Source organism: Thiohalocapsa sp. ML1, assembly GCF_001469165.1.
Taxonomy (GTDB): domain Bacteria; phylum Pseudomonadota; class Gammaproteobacteria; order Chromatiales; family Chromatiaceae; genus Thiohalocapsa.
Genome location: NZ_JABX01000018.1, coordinates 1 through 19,267 on the forward strand (window position 1 = coordinate 1; position 19,267 = coordinate 19,267).

A 19,267-nucleotide genomic window follows, 5' to 3' on the forward strand; every position below is an offset into this window, starting at 1 on the left:
CACTTATGGGCGTGGCTCGGCAGATTCAGCGAATGCAGCGCGGTCAGGTGCCGGTCCGGGTGATCGGCGAACGCGTTCTTCAGCAGGTCGAACACCTTGAGCTCCGCGCGGCTGTCCGTGCGGTAGGGGGTGGCGGGGAGCATGCGCATCGAGCGGGACCGTATGACATCAAGGCTTTTGTCTGAGCCAAGGGTTCTGGTTAGGTGCGGCCGAACGATCTCACTGCCGCCAGGACGTCGTCATGAAACCGTCTTGCCTGCGAGCAGTTTTGGCAAACCCTCGACCATTCCGCGATGATTCGGTCGGTATGCTTGGCGTACTCCTTGGAACTTTTTCGTCGAATTCGCAAATCCTTGCGCAACGGGTGCAGACGAGCCAACACGTCGGGATCACATTCCACGTCGCCTTGCAGCTTGATATTGGAATCGTCGGGCAGTGCCGCAGCGACCCAGGAATCGATGGCCTTGGACGGGATGCAGATCAGAGTGCGCGGGCCAATGTCTGTCGGCAGTAGCCAACTACGCAGCACCGCGCGGAGCGCATCCGTCGCAGGCTGCACGGGTGGGCAGGGTGGCGGAAGCGAGTCGACACAGGGCAGCACTTCGAGCGTCGCCGCCTCCGCGGCAATCGCGTTGCTGCAATCGCAGTAGCGCTTCTCCGCAACATCGGCATCGAGATGCAAAACGACCAGGTGGAATCGCCGAGCGGAAAGCAGCGGATGATCTTCCAGAAAGCCACCCGATTCCTGCCGATACTGTCGGCACCATTGGAACACGCCACACCAGCCTTTTTCTTCGCCCCTGGTATGCTGAGCGGTCGGTGCAAGCTGCCCGGTAGGTACGGGTTTCAGTGGCAGGGGAAGGCAGTCTGCGCCCAGAATAGCTGTTAGCGCGGCCTTGATGACGACCTGATCGGACTCGCCCTCGGCGACCACCGCAACCGTCAGCTCAGACATTCGGCACCGCCCCAAGATTGCCCATCAGCCAGAGCCGCGACAACGGATACTGCCCATTCAGCGCGAGCAGCTCCGGGGTCGGCAGGATGCGGGTGAAGACACTGTGGCCCGCGCTGTTGCGATCCACCGCGAACAGGCGGATCTCGTCGTCGCCGAGGTCGAGCCCGTCAAGCACCGCGGGGTTGTGGGTGGTGAAGAGCACCTGCCGGTCTTGAGACTCGGTTTTGAGCCATATCACCAGGCGCTCCGTCAATCTCATTGCCAAGTGCGGGTTCAGGGCTTGATCGATATTGTCGATCGCGAGCAAGCGAGGCGCGCCCGAGTCGAGGCAGAGGATGGCCGCGAATAGGACGTACAACGCGCCTTCGCTGGCGTCGTATCCCGTGAGTTGATTACGGTCGCCGGCCATGTAGCGGTCGGTGAAGTGCAGGACGCGCCCGGTCCTTGGCACGGAAGGTGACAGCAGGTGACGGGTGTAGGTGTCGGGTGCGACGAGCTCGGCCCAGTCGATCAATTCGAGAATGCTGTCGTACAGCGCCTCACCCGCATCGCGTTGCTCCGGCGTCGATTCCTCCGGGTCGAAATTCACCAGCTCCATCATCAAACCATTCATCGCATCGGCAAGTCCGCCACCGAACAGCCCGACCGGCCGGCGTTGTTCCGGATCGGGATCAACGCCGCGCAGGATGCGGGTACTGGGGGAGAAGATCGCGTAGTCTTGCAGCCGCTCCAGCAGGTCACGCTCGGGCGAGTCGAATGGCAACTGCACCATCTGCGATTTGATGAAGCCGTTCCGTGAATCGAGCTGGTGCTCCGGCAAACGCGTGATGGACGGTCCAGCGGTGGTGGTCAGGGCCTCCGTGTCGTAACACCAGTCTCCGGCCCCATTGCCCGTTGTGCTTCCGAGAGAGACGCGGTAGCAGACCCCATGTTCATCTTCCGCGGACAGGCTGATCGTCGGGCAAGCGGGCCCGTCCTTGAAGGAACTCTTGTACAAGGCGGGTACGCCCGGGCGCACGCCGCGCCGCTTCAGGTCGGCATCGCCCAGGCTGCCGTCAGCGGCCGCCCCGAGGATGCCGATTGCCTCCAGCAGGGCGGTCTTGCCAACGCCGTTGGCACCGATGAAGCAATTGACCCGCCCAAGCTCGATGCATTGCGAAAGCAGGGACTTGAAGCCTTCAATTTGAATGGTTTGGATCATCGTGTGCTCCATTGGAATGGGAAAGACACGGGGTCCCAAGCCATCGTTCGCAACAGGTCGCGCAACGCTGCTTCGACTCCGTCAAGACATGGTCCGCGTCGCGGGAGAAGCGGTGCCCGGCGTGCAGCGCGGATGCGGTGTCGCCGACCAGCACTGCACCGGGCAGGATGGCCTGCAGATGCGCCGCGGCGGACAGGACCTGCTCCCAGTCAGGCAGCGGTGCGATGGGCGCGGGCATAGTGCAGCCAGAAGTGGTGACGTTGGGCATAGGGGTCGGCCGTGCGTGCCCGGCAGACCTGCTCCACCTTGTCGAGCAGCGCCGGGTCGGCCAGCACTGCTGCGCGCAGGGCGGCCCAGTCGTCCCAGCGTCCGCGCGCGATCACATCGTCGATCGCGGCCAGGGTCAGGCGCGCGTGATTCAGATGGCGGTGCTGCATCGGTCGCTGTGATCAGGCGAGCTCATGCCGAGGGTCTATCGTGCGCCGAGGCCGGCAATCCTGTCATCTTGCCCCGCGACGTCAGCATCTCACGCAGTTGCGCATCCAGCCGCGCCGGCACCGCGGCATCGGCCAGCCGGGCGAGCAGGGCGGCCTGATCGACCTCGCTGACGACGGCCTTGACGTCGCCGGCGAGCAGCAGGTGGGCACCGCGGCCATCGACACTGAGGCGATACTCGCCCTTGCCCAGACTGATGCGGGTGGTGATCAGCTCGGCCGCCCAGCCCATGCCGCGGGTGAGCAGCAGCGCCGCTTCGCCGCGCGCCTTAGGTGGGGCGATCTCCAGCAGCGCCCGCAGCGGCAGCACCGGCGGCGGTGCCGGGCCGAGGTCGAGGCCGGCGCGCTGTTGCTGCTGAGCCAACGCGGCCATGCGGTACTGCACCGCCGGGGCGAGCCCGGCGATCGCGTGCAGGCCTGCCGGCAGTGACATCCAGCCCCAACGGGCGGCGAAGAGCGCGCCGGCGACCACCTGATCCTGATCGCTGAGCGCCGGGTGGCGGAACGCGAGCAGTTCCTCACAGCGCTCGCGCAGGAAGAACAGCAAGAGCCCGCGGGAAAACGGACGCTGGTGGCGCTGCATGAGCTCCGACACCGTCGCATCGCCGAGCTCGACACTGCCGCGCAGGTCCGCGGCGAGCCGGGTCAGCGCCTCGCGCCACTTCCGCTCGGCGAGCTGGGCGGCCTCCTCGGCCAGCACCTCAAGCACGACCTGACGCGGGTCCGGCGGGCAGGGATCGGCGTTGTCGGCAGCCCCCACCAGCGCGGTCAACAGCCGTTGCAGCAGTTGGCCCTGGGCGCCGTCGGCCTCGTCGTCCGGTGCTCCCAGTGCCCAGCGCAGCAGCACACGGATGGTCGCATCATCGGTGTCGACAGGGGCGGCTTGGGGCAGTGCCCAAAGCGCCCGCCCGGCCGCCGCGGTGGCCGGGCCGGCGTTGCCGAGGCCGTGCAGCAGCGCAAGCGCCGCGCCGACCGCGGCGACATGCCGGGGCGACGGGTCCGGACCCGCAAGCTCCGGGGGCGTCGGCGGCCAGGGCAGCAGCGCATCGCCGTCGAACAGGCGCGGCTTGACCTGCTGCTTGACGCCCGCCAACGGCACGTTGGCATAGCCGGCGGCCTCGTCCCGGGTGGCGTCCCGGCCCGCGGCCGAGGCGAACAGCACCGATGTGATCCAGTGCGCCGGCAGCGGCGCCGGTATCAGCAGCGCCGCCTCATCGCCGATCAGTCCGTCGGGGAAGCTGCGTTGCTGGATCGCACCGTCCGCCGTCATCGCCTGCACCGGCCCGCGCAGCGCGGACAGGTCCACCACGGCGAGCACCGCGCGCAGGGGCGGCCCCTCGGCCACGGCCTCGGCCAGCGCCGCGGACGGCACGCGCCCGGCAAACAGCGGGATCACCCCCGGAATGGCGCCGAGGGGGTCGCGGTAGTATTTCGGGCCGAACCCGCGGGGCCCGGTGATCAGGCCCGCAGCCAGCAGATACATCAGGTTCAGTTGATTCGTCGCCAGATACCAGATGGACGGCGCGGAGGCAGCGGCTGGCGCCGCCGCCGCGTCGGTGACCGGGGTGGCCGCGCCAGAAACGAGGGCTTGTGGGGTCATGTGGGCTGACAGCTTCGTCGATCGAGGAGACTGGGGTCGGCCAGCGGCAGGATCGCGTCGGCGGGACAGGGATGTCCGGCCCGCCGCAATAGCACCACATGCTCGCGGGCGCGGGAGATCATCACGTAGAACCGGCGCTGCAGATCCTCGCGTTGGTCGCGTGACTCAGTATCGAAACGATATCCATCGATGTCGGCCAGAAACACGGTGTCGAACTCGAGCCCCTTCGCCGACTGGGCATTGATGACGAAGATGCCACCCTCGCCGAAGCGATGGTCGTCGTCCTCATCCCCGCTGGCGTAGGTGACGATGCGCGGGCGGCCATGGTCGAGTGCCTGGATCACCGGATGTTGGCCCAGGGCTTTGAGCCAGCACTGCCGGGCCGCGTTATCCGGGGTGATGATGCCGTACAGCCTGGCCGGATCGCGGTCGGCGGCCTTCAGAATACGCCGGATCAGCCCGTCGAAGTCCCAGGCGGAGCCGGGGCCGTAGTCGATCAGCAGCGGCTCGCGGGTGCAGCGGCGCTCCAGCGGCAACCTCAGGCGGGAGCTGGCCGGATCCTCGATGCAGAAGGCCTGCGCCAACCGGGCGATGCGGTCGCAGTTGCGATAGTTCTCGGTCAGCTCGATGCGGGCATCCGGGTGGATGGGGAGCTCCGTGGCGATCTCGTGGAGGCTGCTGTGCTCTTCTGTGATGCGCTGGTTCTGGTCGGCGACCACGTAGACATGCTTGAAATCGAGCTCTATGAGAGCCCGGTAGAACTCGGGCGGCATGTCCTGGCCCTCGTCGATGACGACGAACGGGGTCAGCGGCGTGGGGACATCATGCGCCCCGACGATGGCATCTAGGATCTCTGCCCAGTCCAGCGTGAATGCTTGCCCGTCGATGACCGGGCAGGGCTGGCCGAGGGCGCGTTTGTACATGCCTTTGAACCAGGTCTTCCATGGATGGGCATTGATGGCATTTCCGACCAGTTCCCGGCTCGCCTCCAGCAGCAGCCGGTTGTAGACCAGAAACACGTATTCCTGGGCGCCCTTGGGCCGGTGATGGGCGCGGGTACGCAGCAGGGCAATGATGGACTTGCCGGTACCGGGTCCGCCGACGATCAGGTAGCTGCCCTCTCGCGGCAGCAGGCGCGCCCGCTCCTGATCCTTGCTCAAGTCCTGAATATCCGGCAGCCGGAAGCGACGGGCGGTCATGGCAGCGATCAATCCTGCGGCCGCGGTGCATGATCGGTTGGCAGTGCAAAGTCCAACAGCGACGCGATGCCGCCGGCCAGATCGCCGGCCACGAAGACGCGATCGAGCAGCAGATTGCCAAAGGTGCAGCTTGGCTCCGGCACCAGCGCGCAGGCGTGGCAGGCGGCCAGGTTCAGCAGGCCCGGCCCCTGGCCCTCGTGCTCGGTGCAAACCGGGTCCAGCGAGCACCAGTCGGCGTGGTCAAAGACGTCGCAGAGCAGCCGCAGAAACCGCTTCGGCTCCGCCAACTCGGCGAGCCCGCCGAGGGAGCCCACAACGTCCGGCACCGCCACGTAGACCAGGATGCCGGCCATCGGCTCGCCACCCCCGGCGCAATAGATGCGCTCGCGGATCGACGCGGCGGGATAGCCGGCCTCGGCCTCCAACCGGCGGATCAGCAGGTGCGCCAGGGTGTGCAACAGCAGGAAGCGGGGCGTCAGCGGCAGCGGCGGCGGCAGCGGGAAGGAGATGCGGGTCTGCTCCCAGCGCGCCTGCAGCCGGGCCATGCGCTGCTTGAGCCCGTCCTGCGCGGCCCAGCGCGCGAGCAACGGCTCCGCCAGCGTAAAGAAGATGCCCTCGCCGTAGAGCTCCACTGCCGGCAGCCAGTCGCAGGAGCCGTCCAGGTCCGGCGGCACCAGGCGGGCGCGGGGCTCGTCGCTGGGCTTCCCGGCCGGCAGGGTCGGGCTCTGGCGGTCGTCGAAGTATTGGGTAATGCGAGTGAAGCCGCGGAAGACCCGCACCTCCCGCAGCCGGGTCACCGCCACCAATCGGTCCACCGCCGCGAGCACCCGCGCCGGGCGCCCGACCGGGTCCGCCGTCAGCGCACGCCAGCCGTCGGTATGGTGGCGGGTCACGAAGTCCTCGCCGTCGGTGATGTCCGGGATCGGCTCGCCGAGGGCCTGGTACTCCTTCTCCAACAGCCCGCCAGGCGTGACCGCTTCGCCATAGTCCGGCCAGCCGTTCTGTATTTCCTGCCAGGCCTGCGCGACCTCGGCCGGCGTGCTGTGCCAGCGGTCGGCCAAGCGACGCAGGGTCGCTTGGCTGCTCAATTCATTACGGCAGCGTTCCAGGTCGCGGCGGTCGGCCGGCGAGCAGTAGAGCCGGTCCAGCGCGCCACCACGCGCGACCCGCGACTCCGGCGGGATGATCAGTCCCCCAATGACCCGCGGCAGGTACAGCCGTGGATCGCTGACCTCCAGGATGCGCCAGGGCTGGGGGCTGTCTGGCGCACGCTCGGCCGGGCCGCGTACCCGGGGTTGGCGGCGCGGCTCGCGCCCCGGCAACTGACCCCGCGGGTTGAAGGGTGCCTGCGCCCGGCAACGGTCGCAGCGCAGCCGCCAGCGCAGGCCGTCGGCCGGGTCACGCCGCAGGTGCAGATAGGGATGTTGTCGGTCCAACCGGCAGTCCGCGCCAGGTCCGTGCGCCAGAAAGTGCCAGGGCACCTCGGCCAGGCCGCCCTCCGGGTGGGCGATGACCCAATCGACCTGTTGCAGCCGACCGCGCGCCCCGCAGCCACACCGCGGCGGGCCGGCGTTGTCCGCCTGTCCGCGCCAGGGCAGCCAGTGCAGCAGCCCGCAGCGCGGGCAGCGCGCCCAGCCGGGAAAGGGCAGGGCCGGCAGGCAGGGGCCGTCGGCGACGCCGGGCTTGACCTCGTGGGACTTCGGCGGCTGGCGCAGCGTCTGATCGACGCCCAGCGTCTGCCGCAGCAGGTGCACATAGCGCAGTTCCTCGCCGGCTGGCTCGCCCCTGGCGTTGGTCCAGTGGCGGATGTCCTCGATCACGTAGAGCCAATGGTCGGTGCGCATCAGCGCGCCGACGCCGCTCCAGCCGATCAGGTGGGACCAGCGGGTGGGGATCAGCCGTTTCACAGGATCTTCACCAGGGCCGTGTTCTCGACGTTGCGCATGCTGTGCAGGGTCCGCCAGAGGCCCGGCACCTTGTCCTCGTGGCTATACAGAAGTCGCAGATCGCGGCGGTCGCCGTCGCTGCCTGAGTAGACCAGCCGTTGGCGCTGGTCGCCGGCGCTGGTCGCCTGATCGGCCCATTGCTGGACCAGTTCGCGCAGGTGTCGGGCGGTTTCCTCACCGCGGTCGGGGTCGGGGTCGGCGCGCTGGCAGCGCCGCGCCAGTTCCTGCACCAGCCGGGCGACCTCGGGCCGGATTGGGTCGAACTGACCGGCGCGCTCGTTGGCGTTGAGGTCCGGGATGCTATGACGGACCGCGATGACCAACGCCGCGTGCAGCGCGCGCTGTCGCGCCTGCCAGGTGAAGGGCGTCACGCTGGTGGGCTCGACGAAGCGGTAGAAGGACTCGTGATAGGCGCGGAAGCTCTCGTAGTGGGACAGGCTGCGGGCCTGGTCCCGGTAATAGTTGGCGACGACGATGCCGGGCACGTCGCTGCGCCCGACCCGGCTGCTGGCCTGGATGTACTCGGCGGTGGTCAGGGGCTGGCCGTTGATGACCATCACCGCCAGCCGGTCCACGTCGAGCCCCACCGAGACCATGTTGGTAGCGAGCGCCAGGTCCAGCGCGTCCTGGTGATCCCGGGGCAGCGCGAGGCGGGCGAAGGCGCGGGCATTCTCGTCCGCGGACATCTGGCTGGTCAGTTGGGTGATGCGTTCGTAGAGTTGGTGCCGCAGCCGGTGCGCCGGGGTGTTGTCGGCGTCCGCGTTTGGTGCCGGGTCGCTCGCCGGTTGCTGTTTCGCTTCCTGACGCAGCCGCGCCATGCCGGTCTCGATGTCCGGCAGGGCATTGCGGCTGATGCCCACGCCTTTGAGACTGCCGTGGTAGACCAGCACCGTCCACCAGGCATCCAGCAGGGCCGCCCGGTCCGCGTGCGGGGCGTCGCCGAACAACAGCTCCGGGGCCGCCAACAGCGCCGCCGCGAGGGGGGCCAGGCAGTGCTGGCGATCCCGCGCCGGGGCCAGATAGCCGACGTAGAGCCGGCCCGGCCGCGCGCTGGTTGGCACGGTGCGGGCGAAGTAGCTGTCGTCGCAGTCTAGCCCCGGCGGCGGGAATACGGCCGGGTCGCGCCCGAACACCCGCCGGACCTGCTCGCGGGCCTGGCGGATGGTCGCGGTGGAGGCGATGATCTTCGGCGGGATGCCCCGCAGGGTCAGCACGGTCTCGACCGCCGCCTCGTAGAGCCCGGCGATGGAGCCCAGGGCGCTCGCGATCAGGTGCAATTCGTCCTGGATGATCAACTCCGGCGGGCGCCGGCCCAACCCGCCGGGAAAGGTTCCGCCGAGGAAGGCCCCGGCGCGCTCCTCCCAGGCGAGCCGCGCGAACTTGTCCACGGTGGCCAGCAACAGCGTCGGCGGTCGTTCGCATAGCGCCGTATCGACGACGTTGCAGGGTAGGGCGTCGTGCGGATCGGCACCGAAGGCGCAGGCCGGCGCGGTGCAGCGAAACCGCAGATGGCCGGGCCCGGCATCCACGTTGGCCGGCAACCGCAACGGCGCCCTGCACCAGGGGCATTGCTCCAGCACCAGCGCGCCGGGCAGGGGGACGTCGGCCTCCCCATCGGTGTTGGCAACGGCCTGAGCGATGGCCTGTTGGGCGTCGGCGTAGCGGTTCGGGCTGGTCGTCCCACCGACCCAGAGCCCCAGCGTGGTCGGCTCGTTGCCGAGGTCCGGGGTCTGCCGGCGCAACAGTTCCAGCGCGCAGATGAGGCGGGCGGCACGGCGGAACTGGTCCTTGGTCAGAAGCCGCAGCGTATAGCGCATCAGCGCCGCGGTGCCGCCGCCGGAGGTCGGATACTTGAGCCGTCGCCACAGGATCAGGCAGGCCAACAGCCCCAGGTAGGCCTCGGTCTTGCCGCCGCCGGTCGGGAACCAGATCAGGTCCACCAGCTCCCGGTCGTTGTGGTCAGGGTCCAGCGCCGACGGCAGGGACAGCAGCAGGAACGCGAGCTGGAAAGGCCGCCAGGTGGGCGTCGCGCGGCCACTCTGTCGCATCTGCGCGGCCATCGCGCGATTGGCGAGCGCGAAGGCGCGCCGGGCGATGGGGTCCGCCTGCAACAGCGCGATGCCCTCGTGGATGCGCCGCAGCGCGTCGCGCATCCGCCCGACGATTCGCCCGGCGGTGACCTGTTCGCCGGCGCCCGGCAGGCCGGCGCCGTCCCGCTCGCGCGCTGCGACCCAGTCCCGGTAGCGGTCGGCGAAGGCGCTGAGCGCGGTGAACCGGGCCATCGGATCCGCGTCGATGTCCGCGAGCCAGTCGATGGCGAGCACCTGCGCATCGCCCGGGCCGCCGTCGGCGCTGACCTGGGGCGTCTCGATTCGCGGCAGGAAGTCGCTCTGGATGCGCGTGACCCGGCCGTCCGGCCCGACCTGCCAATCCACCGCCGCGCCGTGGCCGATGGCATGTATGCGATGGTGGCGGTATTGCAGCTCCAGCTCCCGCTCCTCGTCATCCAACAACGCCGGATCGACCCGCGGGTAGTCGCCGACCCGGCCGGCGTCGATGAGGCAAACCAGGGCCACCTGGAACAGGGCGCGGGCGTTGCGATCGGCGGCCCGGCGCGGGTCGTCACCCTGGCCCGGATCCTGCTGACGGTTGCTGAGTGACACCGTGACCAGCCAGCCGGCGCCGAGCGGGCGCCACAGCACCATGACCTCGGCGCGGCCGGCGAACACCGGGCGGGCGTCGGGCTGGCGCCGCCGGCTGGCAGGGGGCGTGACGACCGCCGGGTCGGAGTCGTCGCGCCCGAGCGCGACCGGCTGCCAGTAGTCCGCGCGACCGGCTCTGGTCTGCTCGTCGGCGGGCTCGAAGCGCACCGCCTGCGGGATCACCTGGAGCCGGATCGCGTCGCCCTCGACGTAGAACGAGAAACCCACCGATGACGGCGGCACGAAGCGACGTTTGGGTTGGTTGGTGGCCTTGGCGGGGGCGGGCGCATTGGCCCCGGTCGGGTCGGACGCTTCGGCTTCATCGTCGGCGTCGTCGATCTCGGCGTCCAGCCCGTGGGCATCGGCCAGCACCGGGAACAGGATGCCGGTCTGCCAGCGCTCCAGCGGCTTAATGTCATTGAGAGGGCTCGTCGCGGTGGCGTCATCGGCGCCGATCAGGCTGCGGCGCAGCCAGACGTATAGCCGCTCGCGTTCATTCGACAGCAGTTCGGCCACGCTTGCGGTGCCTACTCTCAGCCGCCGGCCACGTTGGTACTGCGCGGACCGCCGGGAAGGTGCGAGAGCTTATTGCGCGTGCACGGTTTCAGTTGGCTCATGCTGCAGGTGATCGACCGGTTCGGTTGTCGTCCTTTGCTGCCACCCCGCTGCGGAGCCGAGGCCGGATCAGCGACGCGTGGATGGGTCGATTGTGGAGCGGCGGTGCTCGATGGTCCATGCAGGATGGCGCAGATCCGCCCCTGTCGGCGCTCGGTTTTGACAGGCATCAAGCCGTGTCGCGCTCGTCGAAAGGCGAAGCGCAGATCACGTCACGTTCGGGTTGCCCCAATCGCAGTCCGGCGTCTGCGTTGTTGCATTGGCCCGGGTGGTTGGGCGAGTTTGCATTGGGCCGCGAAAGGGCTCTCACGCAGCGGTGACGGCGCCTGTGCCCGGGCTCGCGGTGCGGATGTCAGTCGGGCGCGGACGTGTCCTTCAGCGCATCTAGCAGCGCGAAGTCGATGGCCGTGCCGGCCGGCAGCCCGCGTGCTTCGCGGAAGCCTGCAATCGCGCCCCGGGTGGCCGGACCCATGAGTCCGTCGATGGGGCCGGGGTTGTGGCCCGCGTCGGCGAGGGCCTGCTGCACCGCGCGCACCAGCTCCCGCGACAGGACGGGCGCCGCGAGCGGCTCGCCGTCCGGTGCGCAGCGGGTCATCTCAAGCGTGCTGCCGCCGGTGCTGAACGGGTAGGGGCGGGGCGGGTCGCAGGGCCCGTGTACCGCGGCGGCTTCGGGCGTGGCGACGGTCGGCGGTGCCGGGCTCGGTGCTGCTTCCGTTTCGGGCTCGGGCTCGGGCTCCGGCTCGGGGAGTGCCGGTTCCGGTTCGGGCTCGGGCTCCGGGACAGGCTCCGGCACGGGCTCGGTTTCCGGGACAGGCACCGGCTCCGCCGCTGGCTCTGGCGCCGGCGCCGGCGCGGGCTCCGTGACAGGCTCCGGCTCCAACACGGGCTCCGGCTCCGGCGCGGCCTCGGCTTCCGGCACAGGCCTCTGCACCGCCACGGGCGCGGGTTCCGGAGCAGGCGCCACCTCCGGCGCAGGGGCGGCGGCATGCTCGGGCAGCGTCTCCGCCCGCACCGGGGTCGGCGCCTCCGCCGCGGTGCTCGGCGTCCCGATCTCACGACCTGCGAACAGCGCCGCGAGCAGCATCGCGCCGATGCTGACCCAGAGCGCGCCGGCGACGGGCCAACGCCGCAGCCCGTGCTCGACGTCGCCGCCTGGGCTGCCGAAGATGCGATCGAAGACCCGGTGCGCGAGGCCGTCGAGCCAGGCCCGGGCGCGGGCGAGCTCGTCCAGAAACTCTACGCCCACCTGTCGGACGGCGGTCAAGAACGGCATCAGCAGGGCCAGCAGATCCCCGGGCGGGACGAGCCCGACGAGCGGCGCCATCAGCCGCGGCCGCTGCGCGGCGAGCAGCGCAATCGCGCCCGCGATGCCGACGCCGATCCCCACCGGGCCCGCGTTGCTGAGCCAGCCCGCCGGCTTGCCGAACGCGAACGGGAAGAGCACCACCAGCGCCGCGAGCACGCCCCAGGCGGTCAACGGCCACAGCCAGCCGGGCTCCGCGTGGCCGCGGAGCCCCGCCGCGACCCAGACGAAGCGCGCCATGAGCAGCGTGGTGCCCACCGTGGTCACGGCGACGGCGGCGCCGATCCAGGTCCACTCGGCGCCGTCCAGCACGGGTTTCAGCGCGTATTTGGCCGCCGCACCGCTGGTGAGCGGCGCACCCGCCAGCGCCAGCGCCAGGAACACCAGCACGCCCAGAATCAGCGCCTGCGCCACGGTACCGGCGGCCCCCGCGTGCTTGCGCAGCCCAACGCCCAGGAAGAGCCCGCCCTTCGCGAGCCCATGCTGCGCCGCGTAGAGCACGATGCCGGCCACGGCCACCGGGGCAAGCGCCGGCTGCACCAGCGCGAGGCCCAGGATCAGCATCAGAAAGCCCATCTTCGCGATGCTGGAGTAGGCCAGGATCACCTTCGCATCCCGCTGCACCAGTCCCACCGGCAGCGCCAGCGTCATGGTCGCGAGCCCCATCAGCGTGAGCCAGTGGCCGAAGCCCGGCAGCGCGAGCTCGCCCACCGGCAGAAACCTGATCCAGCCCAAGAGCGCGACCTTGATCATGGTGGCGCTCAGCACCGCGCTCGCCGGCACCGGCGCCGCCGGGTGCGCCAGCGGCAGCCACAGATGCAGCGGCACCATGCCGGCCTTCACGCCGAGCCCCAGCAGCAGGAGCACGATGGTCGCGCTGGACAGGCCGGTCAGGTCCGCAGGCGTCGGCTGCGTGGTGCCGGCCTCGCTCGCGAGCAGCACCAGCCCCGCGAACAGCGTCACCTCCCCAAGCAGGGCCATGACCAGATACACCTTGCCGGCCCGCAGCGCCGCGGTGCTGCCGTCGTGCACGACCAGGCCATAGGACGCGATCCCCATCATCGCGAAGCCGGCGTAGAAGCTGAAAATGTCCTGCCCGACGATGAGCCAGAAGTTGCCCGCCATCGCGATCAGGAACAGCGCATCGAAGCGCCCGGCGCGCGCAAGCGGCGCCCCCGCCGGCCCACCGCGGTCGCCGAAGGCCGCATACAGCCCCGCCGCGAGCCACACCACGGACGTGAAGCCGAGATACACCCGCGCCGTCAAATCCAACTCGAGCGTGGTGTCGAGAAAGAGCCATGGCAGCGGCAGCTCAGTTCCGAGCGGGACGAGCGCCACGGCAAGCAGCGCCGGCAGAGGGCCAAGGGCAACCCAGGGCAGGGCCGAGGGCCGAGGGCCGAGGGCCGCAGCCGGCCCATCCCCAGCGTCAACCGCGCTCCAATCCTGTCGAAAACGCACCCCCGACGCCGGCAACGCCAGCACCAGCGGCCACACCCAAGCACCCAGCAGGAGCCAACCGCTCAAGTCCACGACGCCCCCCGATCAATCACAGCCAACGCACCCCCTTTCAAACTTCAAACTTCACCCTTCAAACTTTCCCCTTCCCCCTTTCAAACTTCAAACTTCACCCTTCAAACTTTCCCCTCCCCCCTTTTCAAACTTCAAACTTCACCCTTCAAACTTGCATCAGAGTCCATACTCCCGCTCCGCAATCAACTGCGCCCACTCCAGCGGGCTGAACGGCGCCGAGGCCAAGAGCCCCGCCAGCAGGCAGAGCACGGCGGTGACGACCGGCGGCCACAGCAGCGCACCCATGGTCTCGAAGCGGGTGCCGAAGTGGTGCTCTTTCGGCCACTCCGCCGGCGCCGGGCGGAACCAGGCGCGGTAGAGGATCGGCAGGAAATAGCCGGCGTTGAGCAGCGTGCTCGCCGCGAGCACGAGCAGCACCCAGTATTGGCCGGACGTGACGCCGCCTAAGCCCAGATACCACTTGCTGACGAAGCCGGCGATGGGCGGGATGCCGATCATGCCCAGCGCGCCAACGGTAAACGCCAGCGTCGTTAGCGGCATGCGCCGGCCGACGCCGTCCATCTGGCTCACCTTGTGCACGCCGAGCGTCTCCGCGTAGTTGCCGGCGCAGAAGAACAGCGTGATCTTCATGATGCCCTGGTGTACCAGGTGCACCATGCCGCCGATCGTCGCCACTGGCCCGAGCAGCGAGGCACCGAGCGCAATGTACGACACCTGGCTGACGGTGGAATACGCGAGCCGCGCCTTGAGCCCGTCCTGCGCCAGCGCCATCACCGAGCCGTAGACGATGGTGAAGGACGCGAGCAGCCCCAGCGCGCCCAGCAGCCCGAGCTGATAGGCCAGCTCCACGCCATAGACATCGTAGACGACGCGCACGATGCCGAAGGCGCCCGCCTTCACCACCGCCACCGCGTGCAGCAGCGAGCTCACCGGCGCCGGCGCCACCATGGACTGCGGCAGCCAGCCGTGCAGTGGCACCAGCGCCGCCTTCACGCCGAGCCCGGCCAGCAGCAGCGCGAAGATCGCCACGAGCTGCCCGTGCATGCTCGCCGGCAGGCCGGACAGCACGCCGCCCACCGTGAAGTCCACCGGGCCGATCAGCGTGCGCAGCCACACGGCACCCACCAAGAGCAGCAGGCCGCCGGAGAGGGTGTAGGCCAGATAGATGTTGGCGCCGCGGGTCGCCTCCGGCGTGCCGCGGTGGGCCACCAGCGGATAGGTCGCGAGCGTCAGCAGCTCGTAGAAGATGACGAAGGTGATGAGGTTGCCCGCGAGCGCGATGCCCACCGTGGCCGACACGCACAGGCTGAAGAAGCCGAAGAAGCGCGAGCGGTTCGGCGAGTGCTCCAGGTAGCCGATGGCGTAGACCGTCGTGATCAGCCAGAGCACCGAGGACAGGGTCACGAACAGCACCGACAGCGCGTCGGCGCTCAGCACCAGCGTCAGCCCCGGCGCGATGTCGATGCGGGTCTCGATGGGCTGCCCGAGCCAGACGCCCCAGATCAGAAGCCCCACCAGCGCCAGCTTTAGCACCGCGCCGAGCAGGTTCAGCACCGTGCGCAGCAGGTGGTTCTCCTCGTCCACCAGAAAAATGAACACGCCGGGCAAGAGCGAGCTCAGCACGATGGCGACAGGCAGCAGGCTGTCGATTGCGTCCCAGCTCATGCGTCCGCCCCGCTGAGGCCGAGCAGCGTCCACAAAGGCCCGGATGCGAGCCCCAATACCGCCACCGATACCAGCGCCAGCACCAGCGCGGGCACCTCCGCGCGCGGGTCGGTGATGAAGCGCAGTGGCGTCGGCTCCAGGCCGAAGGCGCGGCTCAGCACCCGAAAGACATAGGCCGCCGCCAGCGCGGTGCCGGCCAGGATCACGACCACCCACCACCACTGGCCGGTGGCGATGGCCTGCTGCATCAGGAGCCATTTGCCGATGAAGCTGCCGCTGGGCGGCAGGCCGATGAGTGCGGAGCCGGCCAACGCAATGGCAAAAGTCGTCGCCGGCAGCCGCTGCGCGGTGCCGCCGAGCTCATCGATGCGGTCATGCCCGGCGTTGGTCTGCACCAGCCCGGCGGCGAGGAAGAACCCCGCCTTGGCAAAGCCGTGGGTCACGGCCATCAGGAGCAGCGCGGCGAGCAGGTTGTCTCGCGCCGGCCCCTCCGGCGTTGCCACCAGCAGCGGCAGAAATAGGAACAGGTAGCCGATCTGCGCGACGGTGGAATAGGCCGCGAGCAGCTTGAGTCGCGCTGCCCGCAGCGCCCGCCAGGAGCCCCACAGCACCGCCGCCGAGCCGAGCAGCGCGAGCAGCATCGCAGCGGCCATGCCGGTGACGGGCGCGAAGACATCGAGCCAGAGCCGCAAGATCAAATAGAACGCCGCCTTCACCACCAGCGCGGACAGCGCCGCGCTGACCGGTGCCGGCGCGTTCGCGTGCGCCGGCGGCAGCCAGAAGTGGAGCGGGAAGAGCGCGGCCTTGAGCGCGAGGCCCGAGATCATCAGCGTCATCGCCGCCGCATCCACGGCGAAGAGCTGCTCGTTCGCAGCGATGGCCGCCGCCAGGATGCCGATGTCGAGCGAACCATGCGCGGTGTACAGGAAAGCGACGCCGAGCAGGTAGGTGATGCTGCCCAAGAGCCCCACCAGCAGATAGCGCAGGTTTGCGGCGATGGCCTCGCGGTTGCCGGTCAACGCCCCCAGCGCCGCGGCGCTGATGCCCAAGAGCTCCAGCATCACGTACAGGTTGAATAGGTCGCCAGCGAGAAAGAGCCCGTTCAGCGCCGCCCACAGCAAGAGCCAAAGCGGCCAGAAGGAACGGATGCGGATCGCGTCCTGGAAGTAGCCGGAGGCGTAAACGCTGATGCCGAGCGCGACCAGATTCGCCATCAGCACCAGCGCCGTCGCGATGCCGTCCGCGCGCAGCGCGATGGCGAGCGCGGGCTCCCAGCCGCCAAGCACCAGATGCAGCGTGCCCTGCTCCCACACCGCCAGGGTCAGCGCAACGGCCGCCGCCGCGGTCACGAGCGCCGTGACGATGCCCACGGCCACCGCTCGGCCCGGCAATGCGGTCGCGAACAGCGCCCCCAGCAGCGGCAGCACGATGCACAGCACCAAGGGCGCGGTCATGGCCGGCTCAGGCATCGTCGTCGCTGTCCTGCAGCCGCGCGCCGAGGATCAGCGCCAGCGCCGTCGCGCTCACGGCCACGACGATGCCCGTCAGCACCAGCGCGTGCGGCACCGGGTCCGGTGGTGCCGCGTCGCCGCGGTAGGCCACCGCGATGAGCACATGGAACACGCCGGCGCCGGTGATGTTGAGCGCGATGACCTTGCGCAGCAGCGGCTCGTGCACCAGGAAAGACCAGATGCCGAGCACGAACAGCATGAGCCCGGCGCCGCCGTAGAGGAGCTGCGCCGTCACTTGGGCTGGGCCGAGGGCCGGGGGTCGAGGGGCGACGTCGCGGTCGGGCGCCCGCCCACGTAGGCCGCTGCCAGCGCGACGCCGATGGCGAGCGTGGCGGCGGACTCGATGAGCAGGATCAGCCACTTCGCGAGCTTGGGCGGATAGGTCAGGAAGCCCGCGCCGAACAGCATCAGCCCGAGCCCCACCAGCGTGAACACCAGCACGCCGAGCACCAAGAGCCAGCGCTGCGCCGCCTCGCCCGGCAGCCCGGCTTGCGGGTCGCCCGCCAGGCGCACGATGACACCGGCCGCGCCGAGCAGCGCGCCGGCCTGGAAGGCGCCGCCCGGCGCATAGCCGCCGACCCAGAGCATGTAGCCGCCGGCGACGATCAACAGCGGCACCACCCAGGACACCATGCCCGCCAGCACCGGCCCGGAGCGCTGAAAGCCGGCCGGCGCGGGCCCGAGCGACCAGATCCCGAGCAGTGCCGCGAGCAGCACCGCGAGCTCCATCAACGTGTCGTAGGCGCGGTAGTTCAGCAGCACGGCGGTGACGGGGTTGTCGACACCGGTCTGCGGCACGCGCGCAAGCGCCAGGTCCGCGAGCCGCGGCGCGGCGCCGGCATTGAGCGCCAGCGCGTAGATGGCCGTCATGGTCACGCCGAGCAGCGCGAGCAGCACGGCGAGCAGGAGCTTGAGGTCGCGATCGCGCTCGGCGGCGCGCGCCGGGTCGGGCCGGGTCGCGAAGGTCGGGTCGGTCATGGCTCGGCCTCGGCGTCTTGTCGGCGGGCGCGGGCCGCGCGGCGCGCGGCGGCGAGCATGAGCGCGCCGCCGAGCCCGGCGCCGATGGCGGCCTCGGCGAGTGCGACGTCCGGCGCATGCAGCCGTGCCCACACCAGCGCGAGCCAGAGCCCGAAGGCGATGAACAGCATCACCGCACGGCGCGGCTCGGGGCTCAGCACCGCGGCCAGGGCGAGCCCGAGCAGCGTTATCAGCAGCACCGCGTCGAACAGCAGCAGGAGTACGAGCTGGGTCATTGCAGATCCTCGCCGTCGCGGCGCAGCGCACGTTTCGCGATCAGGTGCGAGCCGGTGGCGCCGGCCACCATTACCAACACCCAGAGCAGCACCAGCTTGACGGCATAGAAGGGGTCGGGCTTGTACAGGATGAGCCCGACCATGATCAACCCGAGCCCCATGTTGTCCGCCTTGGTCAGCGCGTGCAGCCGGGTGAACAGGTCCGGCAGCCGAAGCAGTCCGACCGTGCCGGTGACGAAGAACGCGGCGCCGGCGGCGACAAAGACCGCGGCGACGCTGTGCAGGATGAGCTCCATTGGGGCCTAGCGGGCGAACCTAGCGGGCGAAAAGGGATAGCGCTGACAATGCTCAGGCGCGGTCGGCACCGGCACGACGGCGCGTGAATGCGGCCACGGACACGGCGGCGAGTAGCGCGAAGATCAGCGCCACGTCGAGCAGCGCCGGCACATCCAAGGCCACGGCCAGCAGCAGCAGCGTCGCGATGCCGGAGGTGCCGAGCAACTGCGCCGCCATCATCCGATCCGCCGGCGTCGGCCCGATGACGACACGCACCAGCCCTGCCGACATGCTGAGCAGCAGGATCAGCGCCATGGCGAGCAGGAGCTCAGGCACGGTCGCGGTCGTCGCTAGTGTGCTTCGCGGCCCGCGCCATCGCCAGCGCATCGGTACCGCAGGGGTGCACCGTCATCTCGGGGGTGCCTTCCAGGTGCTGGCCGAACAGACGGGCGATGCGCTGCTCCAGGTGCGTGATCCCGGCCAGCACGGAAGGGCTGGCTTCGAGCGTGTGCACGTACAGGATATCGTCGCGAAAATCCGCCGACAGCGTGCCGGGCAGGAGGCTCAGCGTGTCGAGGAACGCCACCAGCGCCGCCGGCTCCTTGATCCGTGGCCGATAGCTCACCAGCGCCGGGTCGATCAGGAGCTTGGGTCCGAGCACGCGCCGCGCAACATCGATGCCGCCCAGGATGGACTCCCACAGGAAGAAGGGCACGAAGCCGAGCAGCGGCCATGGCCGCGGGTCCGTGCCCACGAGCCGGGACAGTCGCGCCGCGGCGACGGTGGCGAACAGCACCGCGGGCACGCCGATGACCCAGGACACCGGGTCCGTGCCCACCAGCACCAGCCACACCAGCGCAAACAGCACCAGGCGGCCAAGCCACTGCAGCGGGCTCGATGGGGTTGGAGGCAAGCTGATGTCGGCCAAGTTCGGGTGTAGAGCGTTCGGGTGTGGAGCCCTAGAGCGCGTGCCGGTTAAGATGGGCGGGCGCGGCCCGATTTCCATTGGCCGCGGAT

Annotated in this window: 16 protein-coding genes; all 16 read right to left on the reverse strand. The window is 69.8% G+C overall.

What is annotated here, in order from left to right:
• Positions 1–199: 199 nt before the first annotated feature.
• A complete protein-coding gene (locus ML01_RS28735; protein ID WP_156427700.1) occupies positions 200–955 on the reverse strand; it encodes a hypothetical protein in 756 nt (251 codons plus the stop codon).
• Positions 948–2,156 carry an AAA family ATPase gene (locus ML01_RS12880; RefSeq protein ID WP_058555812.1) on the reverse strand — a complete coding sequence of 403 codons (1,209 nt, stop codon included), beginning with the start codon at positions 2,154–2,156 and terminating at the stop codon, positions 948–950. The genes ML01_RS28735 and ML01_RS12880 overlap by 8 nt, the downstream gene beginning before the upstream one ends.
• Positions 2,157–2,365: 209 nt before the next feature.
• Positions 2,366–2,593, reverse strand: coding sequence for a hypothetical protein (locus tag ML01_RS12885; RefSeq protein ID WP_058555813.1), 228 nt, complete (start codon positions 2,591–2,593; stop codon positions 2,366–2,368).
• Between the two features lie 22 nt (positions 2,594–2,615).
• Positions 2,616–4,250, reverse strand: coding sequence for a hypothetical protein (locus tag ML01_RS12890; protein ID WP_156427701.1), 1,635 nt, complete (start codon positions 4,248–4,250; stop codon positions 2,616–2,618).
• A complete protein-coding gene (locus ML01_RS12895; protein WP_058555815.1) occupies positions 4,247–5,449 on the reverse strand; it encodes an ATP-binding domain-containing protein in 1,203 nt (400 codons plus the stop codon). Before ML01_RS12895 ends, ML01_RS12890 begins: the two co-directional genes overlap by 4 nt.
• 8 nt (positions 5,450–5,457) lie before the next feature.
• The gene (drmB, locus tag ML01_RS12900; RefSeq protein ID WP_058555816.1) at positions 5,458–7,356 is read right to left on the reverse strand and encodes a DUF1998 domain-containing protein; all 1,899 of its coding nucleotides are present in this window, start codon (positions 7,354–7,356) and stop codon (positions 5,458–5,460) included.
• A complete protein-coding gene (locus tag ML01_RS12905) occupies positions 7,353–10,613 on the reverse strand; it encodes a helicase-related protein (RefSeq protein ID WP_254045244.1) in 3,261 nt (1,086 codons plus the stop codon). Before ML01_RS12905 ends, drmB begins: the two co-directional genes overlap by 4 nt.
• 451 nt (positions 10,614–11,064) lie before the next feature.
• On the reverse strand, positions 11,065–13,353 hold the full coding sequence (locus tag ML01_RS31185; protein WP_305825878.1) for a proton-conducting transporter membrane subunit: 2,289 nt from the start codon (positions 13,351–13,353) through the stop codon (positions 11,065–11,067).
• A 348-nt stretch (positions 13,354–13,701) separates the two neighbouring features.
• On the reverse strand, positions 13,702–15,210 hold the full coding sequence (locus ML01_RS12915; RefSeq protein WP_058555817.1) for a proton-conducting transporter membrane subunit: 1,509 nt from the start codon (positions 15,208–15,210) through the stop codon (positions 13,702–13,704).
• On the reverse strand, positions 15,207–16,664 hold the full coding sequence (locus ML01_RS12920; RefSeq protein ID WP_058555818.1) for a complex I subunit 5 family protein: 1,458 nt from the start codon (positions 16,662–16,664) through the stop codon (positions 15,207–15,209). The genes ML01_RS12915 and ML01_RS12920 overlap by 4 nt, the downstream gene beginning before the upstream one ends.
• A 7-nt stretch (positions 16,665–16,671) precedes the next feature.
• Positions 16,672–16,956, reverse strand: a complete 285-nt coding sequence (locus tag ML01_RS12925; protein ID WP_216819174.1) for an NADH-quinone oxidoreductase subunit K — start codon at positions 16,954–16,956, stop codon at positions 16,672–16,674.
• Positions 16,953–17,699, reverse strand: coding sequence for an MnhB domain-containing protein (locus tag ML01_RS12930; RefSeq protein ID WP_082674235.1), 747 nt, complete (start codon positions 17,697–17,699; stop codon positions 16,953–16,955). Before ML01_RS12930 ends, ML01_RS12925 begins: the two co-directional genes overlap by 4 nt.
• The gene (locus ML01_RS12935) at positions 17,696–17,974 is read right to left on the reverse strand and encodes a DUF4040 domain-containing protein (RefSeq protein WP_058555819.1); all 279 of its coding nucleotides are present in this window, start codon (positions 17,972–17,974) and stop codon (positions 17,696–17,698) included. The genes ML01_RS12930 and ML01_RS12935 overlap by 4 nt, the downstream gene beginning before the upstream one ends.
• Positions 17,971–18,270 (reverse strand): monovalent cation/H(+) antiporter subunit G, encoded by a 300-nt coding sequence (gene mnhG / locus ML01_RS12940; protein ID WP_058555820.1) that lies wholly within the window; start codon positions 18,268–18,270, stop codon positions 17,971–17,973. The genes ML01_RS12935 and mnhG overlap by 4 nt, the downstream gene beginning before the upstream one ends.
• 52 nt (positions 18,271–18,322) lie before the next feature.
• Positions 18,323–18,586, reverse strand: coding sequence for a monovalent cation/H+ antiporter complex subunit F (locus ML01_RS12945; protein WP_156427702.1), 264 nt, complete (start codon positions 18,584–18,586; stop codon positions 18,323–18,325).
• Positions 18,579–19,163 carry a Na+/H+ antiporter subunit E gene (locus ML01_RS12950; protein ID WP_058555897.1) on the reverse strand — a complete coding sequence of 195 codons (585 nt, stop codon included), beginning with the start codon at positions 19,161–19,163 and terminating at the stop codon, positions 18,579–18,581. The genes ML01_RS12945 and ML01_RS12950 overlap by 8 nt, the downstream gene beginning before the upstream one ends.
• Positions 19,164–19,267 lie beyond the last annotated feature (104 nt).

Bases quoted from the DNA above. Each gene is read 5' to 3' on its own strand.
- ML01_RS28735 (WP_156427700.1), bottom strand. From the start codon at position 955: ATGTCTGAGCTGACGGTTGCGGTGGTCGCCGAGGGCGAGTCCGATCAG.
- ML01_RS12880 (WP_058555812.1), bottom strand. From the start codon at position 2,156: ATGATCCAAACCATTCAAATTGAAGGCTTCAAGTCCCTGCTTTCGCAA.
- ML01_RS12885 (WP_058555813.1), bottom strand. From the start codon at position 2,593: ATGCAGCACCGCCATCTGAATCACGCGCGCCTGACCCTGGCCGCGATC.
- ML01_RS12890 (WP_156427701.1), bottom strand. From the start codon at position 4,250: ATGACCCCACAAGCCCTCGTTTCTGGCGCGGCCACCCCGGTCACCGAC.
- ML01_RS12895 (WP_058555815.1), bottom strand. From the start codon at position 5,449: ATGACCGCCCGTCGCTTCCGGCTGCCGGATATTCAGGACTTGAGCAAG.
- ML01_RS12915 (WP_058555817.1), bottom strand. From the start codon at position 15,210: ATGAGCTGGGACGCAATCGACAGCCTGCTGCCTGTCGCCATCGTGCTG.
- ML01_RS12920 (WP_058555818.1), bottom strand. From the start codon at position 16,664: ATGACCGCGCCCTTGGTGCTGTGCATCGTGCTGCCGCTGCTGGGGGCG.
- ML01_RS12930 (WP_082674235.1), bottom strand. From the start codon at position 17,699: ATGACCGACCCGACCTTCGCGACCCGGCCCGACCCGGCGCGCGCCGCC.
- ML01_RS12935 (WP_058555819.1), bottom strand. From the start codon at position 17,974: ATGACCCAGCTCGTACTCCTGCTGCTGTTCGACGCGGTGCTGCTGATA.
- mnhG (WP_058555820.1), bottom strand. From the start codon at position 18,270: ATGGAGCTCATCCTGCACAGCGTCGCCGCGGTCTTTGTCGCCGCCGGC.